At 40.3% G+C, this 4,840-nt stretch carries 5 protein-coding genes; 3 read left to right on the top strand and 2 right to left on the bottom strand.

What is annotated here, in order from left to right:
• Positions 1–55 precede the first annotated feature (55 nt).
• Positions 56–733 carry a dethiobiotin synthase gene (gene bioD / locus FJR08_RS14100; RefSeq protein ID WP_168633584.1) on the top strand — a complete coding sequence of 226 codons (678 nt, stop codon included), beginning with the start codon at positions 56–58 and terminating at the stop codon, positions 731–733.
• Between the two features lie 62 nt (positions 734–795).
• Positions 796–2,013 carry a M20 family metallopeptidase gene (locus tag FJR08_RS14095; RefSeq protein WP_168633583.1) on the top strand — a complete coding sequence of 406 codons (1,218 nt, stop codon included), beginning with the start codon at positions 796–798 and terminating at the stop codon, positions 2,011–2,013.
• Here FJR08_RS14095 and FJR08_RS14090 read toward each other — a convergent pair.
• Positions 2,010–2,681, bottom strand: a complete 672-nt coding sequence (locus tag FJR08_RS14090) for an S-layer homology domain-containing protein (RefSeq protein WP_168633582.1) — start codon at positions 2,679–2,681, stop codon at positions 2,010–2,012. The two genes, FJR08_RS14095 and FJR08_RS14090, sit on opposite strands and share 4 nt — an antisense overlap.
• A 305-nt stretch (positions 2,682–2,986) precedes the next feature.
• On the opposite strand from FJR08_RS14090, the gene rpiA reads away from it, so the two are divergent.
• Positions 2,987–3,697: a ribose-5-phosphate isomerase RpiA gene (gene rpiA / locus FJR08_RS14085; RefSeq protein WP_015080467.1), complete on the top strand. Its 711-nt coding sequence runs from the start codon at positions 2,987–2,989 to the stop codon at positions 3,695–3,697.
• Between the two features lie 166 nt (positions 3,698–3,863).
• Here the strand turns inward: rpiA and murQ are convergent, their stop codons facing one another.
• Positions 3,864–4,811, bottom strand: a complete 948-nt coding sequence (murQ, locus tag FJR08_RS14080) for an N-acetylmuramic acid 6-phosphate etherase (RefSeq protein WP_015080466.1) — start codon at positions 4,809–4,811, stop codon at positions 3,864–3,866.
• Between the last annotated feature and the right edge of the window lie 29 nt (positions 4,812–4,840).

Genomic DNA, 4,840 nt, shown 5'->3' with positions numbered 1-4,840 from the left:
GGGGAGTGTCAAGAAAAGAAGCAAATTAAGTTGTCATTTTTAGCAAAAAACGTTGTTGAATACTTTACTGATTGCGGGAACTGATACGGATGCTGGTAAAACTGTTATCACAGCAGCAATAGCCGCTTATTGGCAAAAATATTATCCCCAGCGTAGTTTGGGGATGATGAAGCCAATTCAATCGGGGTTGGGTGATAGGGAACTGTACCAAACTCTGTTTAATTTGGAACAGTCACCAGAAGAAATTACACCTTTGTATTTTCAAGCCCCTTTAGCCCCTCCCATAGCTGCGGCTAAGGAAAATCGTCAAATTGATTTAGCGATAGTTTGGCGAACTTTGTTGGCTTTGCAGAAACAACGTGATTTTGTGTTGGTGGAATCTTTGGGAGGTTTGGGTTCACCGATTACTGATGAGTTGACGGTGGCTGATTTGGCGGGTGAATGGCGATTACAGACTTTTTTGGTGGTGCCGGTCAGATTGGGGGCGATCGCTCAGGCTGTTGCTAATGTAGCATTAGCTAGGCAACATAAAATCAATCTGCGCGGAATTATTCTTAATTGCACCCAACCCCGCACCAAGGAAGAAATTGCTGATTTAACACCACCAGAGTTAATTCAATCATTGACAAATATTCCCGTTTTAGGTTGTGTTCCCTATCTAGAAAATCCCAGAGATTTGGAACAACTTGCAAAAGTTGCTGCGGCTTTAGATTGGGAAATATATTGTAGCTAATGGGTAATTGGTAATGGGTAATGGGGAAGAGTTTTTTAATTGTTAATTTTTAATTGATAAATATGGTTTCTACATTTCCTTTGGCTTCAACGGTAAATCTTAAAAATGTGCGGTTAGCAATTCGGGCTTTGCAACCGCAATTAGTAGAGTGGAGAAGACAAATTCACCAAAAACCAGAATTAGGTTTTCAGGAAAAGATTACCGCTGAGTTTATTGCCGAAAAGTTACAAAGTTGGGGAATTGCACATCAAACAGGTATTGCAGAAACGGGAATTGTGGCGATTATTAAAGGTGAAAAATCTGGGCATGGTAAAGTATTAGCAATACGGGCGGATATGGATGCTTTACCTATTCAAGAAGAGAATGAAGTTCCCTATTGTTCTCAACATGATGGTGTGATGCACGCTTGTGGACATGATGGACATACAGCGATCGCTCTGGGTACGGCATATTACCTCAATCAACACCGACAAGACTTTAGTGGCACAGTAAAAATTATCTTCCAACCCGCCGAAGAAGGTCCCGGTGGGGCAAAACCGATGATCGCAGCAGGTGTATTGAAGAACCCTGATGTTGATGCCATTATCGGTTTACACTTATGGAATAATCTGCCATTGGCAACTGTGGGAGTCCGCGCTGGGGCATTAATGGCCGCTGTAGAATTGTTTCGCTGCACCATTTTTGGTAAAGGTGGACATGGGGCAATTCCTCAGCAAACAGTAGATTCTATCGTGATAGCGGCGCAAATAGTCAATGCTTTACAAACTATTGTTTCCCGTAATATTAACCCCATTGATGCGGCTGTGGTGACAGTGGGAGAACTCCACGCCGGCACAGCAGTTAATGTGATTGCTGATACCGCAAGAATGGGTGGGACAGTGAGATATTTTAATCCTGATTTAGCAGGTTTTTTTAAAGAACGCATTCAACAAATTGTTGAGGGAATTTGTCAAAGTCACGGTGCAAATTATGACTTAGATTATATTCATCTTTATCCACCGGTTATCAATGATGCGGAAATCGCAGCATTAGTTCGTTCAGTTGCAGAGGAAGTGATAGAAACCCCCATTGGTATCGTTCCTGAGTGTCAAACAATGGGTGGGGAAGATATGTCGTTTTTCTTGCAAGAAGTTCCCGGTTGTTACTTTTTTCTTGGTTCTGCAAATCCAGAGAAAAAATTAGATTATCCTCATCATCATCCCCGATTTGATTTTGATGAAACGGCTTTACCAATAGGTGTGGAAATGTTTGTTCGCTGTGTAAACAAGTTTTTGGCTTAAAATGGAGAAATACTGGGAATTACAGGTGTTTCTGATTCCTGCTGTTGACGTTGTAAATACTTACTCAGCACATAAGCTAAATCTCCTCTTGTCATGGGGTGTTGTGGGTAAATATTACTTTGTGTATCCATATTCACAAATTCTTCAGCAATGACTGTAGCGATAGCTTTCCTAGCCCAATCAGGTATATTTATAGCATCTGGATGTAATGAAAGAATTTTATTAACGGTTTGCTCAGAAAATTGGAAAACCCCATAAGCTTGGGCAAAAATCGCTAAACCTTCGGCTCTAGTAACCCTTTGATTGGGGAAAAATAGATTTCCTCGATAACCTTTCATAATATCAGTTTTCAAAACTATCTGAACATCTTTATATGCCCAATGAGAAGGAGGAACATCAGGGATAAATAGAGATTTTTTCTCAGGAATAATAGCCCGTTTATCTAAATAAAATGCCTTCACTAAAATTGATGCTAATTCTGCACGACTAATTAACTTATCCTGATAAAATTTACCATCGGGAAGGTTATCCATTAACTTAGAATCAACTACCTTTTGTATATACTCTGAACTAGTAACAGGTATTGGATCTGGTGATTGTTCTTGGGCAATAATTGGGGAATTTTCGAGCAGTGTGATTAAAGTCAATATCCCTAGTAATTTTTTCATTGCGACTATTATTTTATAACTGTATTACTAATATTGACGGTGATTGCATAATTGAAGTTGCTGATTTTCTAGATAATTAAAAATAAAGATTTTTTAAATATAATTGATAAACCTTTATCTTTATAACAAATTGTCTGTAAATAAAATCCAAAATTTCGCTCAGAAATCAAAAATCAAGGGAGTTTTAGTTCTCAATCCTCAATTCTAAATTCTAAATTCTAAATTCTAAATTCTCATTACCAATTTTATAATATAGTTGGCTGTGATAGTATTTTCTATAGCCTTAATTGTTCAGGAGTTAAAGAATGTCCATACCAGCAGATCCAGTTAAATTGATGAAGCAAGAAGTTGGCAAAGCGGCGGCCAATTTAGTAAAATCCGGTTCAATAGTTGGTTTGGGTACAGGTTCAACCACAGCTTACACCATTCAGTATTTAGGAGAACGCCTCAAATCAGGGGAACTCAAAGATATTGTCGGTATCCCCACCTCATTTCAATCAGAAGTGTTAGCAAAAGAGTATGGCGTTCCCCTCACCACTTTAGACGCTGTAGACCATATTGATATTGCCATAGATGGGGCAGATGAAGTAGACCCCCACAAAAACTTGATTAAAGGTGGTGGTGCGGCACATACCCGCGAAAAAGTTGTAGATTACCTAGCAACACAGTTTATTGTCGTCGTTGATGGTGGTAAGTTAGTAGAGCGCTTGGGTTCTAGTTTCGCTGTACCAGTTGAAGTCATCCCTATGGCACTTACCCCCGTCACTAATGCCATTAAAGCACTTGGTGGTAAGCCAGAATTGCGGATGGGTGTGAGAAAAGCCGGACCTGTGATCACTGATCAAGGTAACATGGTTTTGGATGTCACATTCGATAGCATTGATGACCCTGTAAACCTGGAAAAAACCCTGAATAATATTCCTGGTGTTTTGGAAAATGGCATTTTCGTCAATTGTGCAGATATCGTGCTTGTTGGTGAAGTTATTGACGGTAAACCTGTAGTCAGACAACTTTAAATTAGTACCTAATCACATAAATTACAAAAGAAGGAAACTCTTAACTGGGAACAGATAAGAAACACTCATTTGCACCAGTTTAGAGCTTCTGTCAAAAAAAAGATGTTTTTAAAAGATGCGTAGCCCGAAAAAAACAGTTCGTCACCGAATCAGAATTTAGATTGAATTATTCCTGACTTTTCTTATTCTTGGCTTTTATGTCTGGTTGACAGCTAGTTACAGCCAGTCGAAGATTGCCTTGATGGCTGGCTAGTAGTTGTTTCCCAAATTCTTGGTCTAAACCAGTCCAGTGCATTAATAATGCCAATTTAACCGATTTACCACTATGTTCTAGTAAAAACCCGGCTGCTTCTCGACTTAAACTAGTTAAGTCTTGTAAGATCCGTAAAGCGCGATCATGTAATTTTTGATTCGTGACAGCGACATCAACCATGCGATTCCCATACACTTTACCTAGTTTAACCATTACCCCAGTCGAAAGGGTATTTAACACTAATTTTGTCACCGTCCCCGCTTTTAAGCGAGTAGAACCAGCTAAAATTTCTGGTCCTGTCAATAAACGAATATCAATATCAACTTCAATACCGACTTGTTCTGTGGGAACACAGGCTATAAAAATAGTCTTAGCCCCCCGTTGACGCGCTGCATTAATGGCACCGTGAACGAAAGGCGTTGTTCCCCCAGCCGTGATGCCGACGACTACATCCAGTTGCGTGATTTGTCGTTGCGCGATCGCAGTTTCCCCATCTTCCGCTCGATCTTCCAAATCCTCGGAACTGCGGACTAATGCTCCCGCACCACCAGCAATAATCCCTTGTACCAATTCTGGGGAAGTACAGAAAGTAGGTGGACACTCGGCAGCATCTAATACTCCTAATCTGCCACTTGTCCCTGCACCCACATAAAATAAACGGCCACCTTGACGCAGTTTTTCTGCTGCGAGGTCAATAGCTGCTGCTAACTGAACTTTAGCCGCTGCTACTGCTGCTACTGCCTTTTGGTCTTCGCTATTAAATAATTCTACCAACTCTAAAGAGTTGAGTTGGTCTAAATTGAGACTATGGGGATTAACTTGTTCGGTGAGCAGATGCCCGCGTTCCTGGAAATTTGTCATTTGTGTATACTGTGTTAGTTGTTAGTTGT

It is taken from the genome of Dolichospermum sp. UHCC 0260 (assembly GCF_009711985.1).
In the GTDB taxonomy this organism is placed as follows: domain Bacteria; phylum Cyanobacteriota; class Cyanobacteriia; order Cyanobacteriales; family Nostocaceae; genus Dolichospermum; species Dolichospermum lemmermannii.
This window is presented reverse-complemented; position numbering and strand designations above follow the sequence as displayed.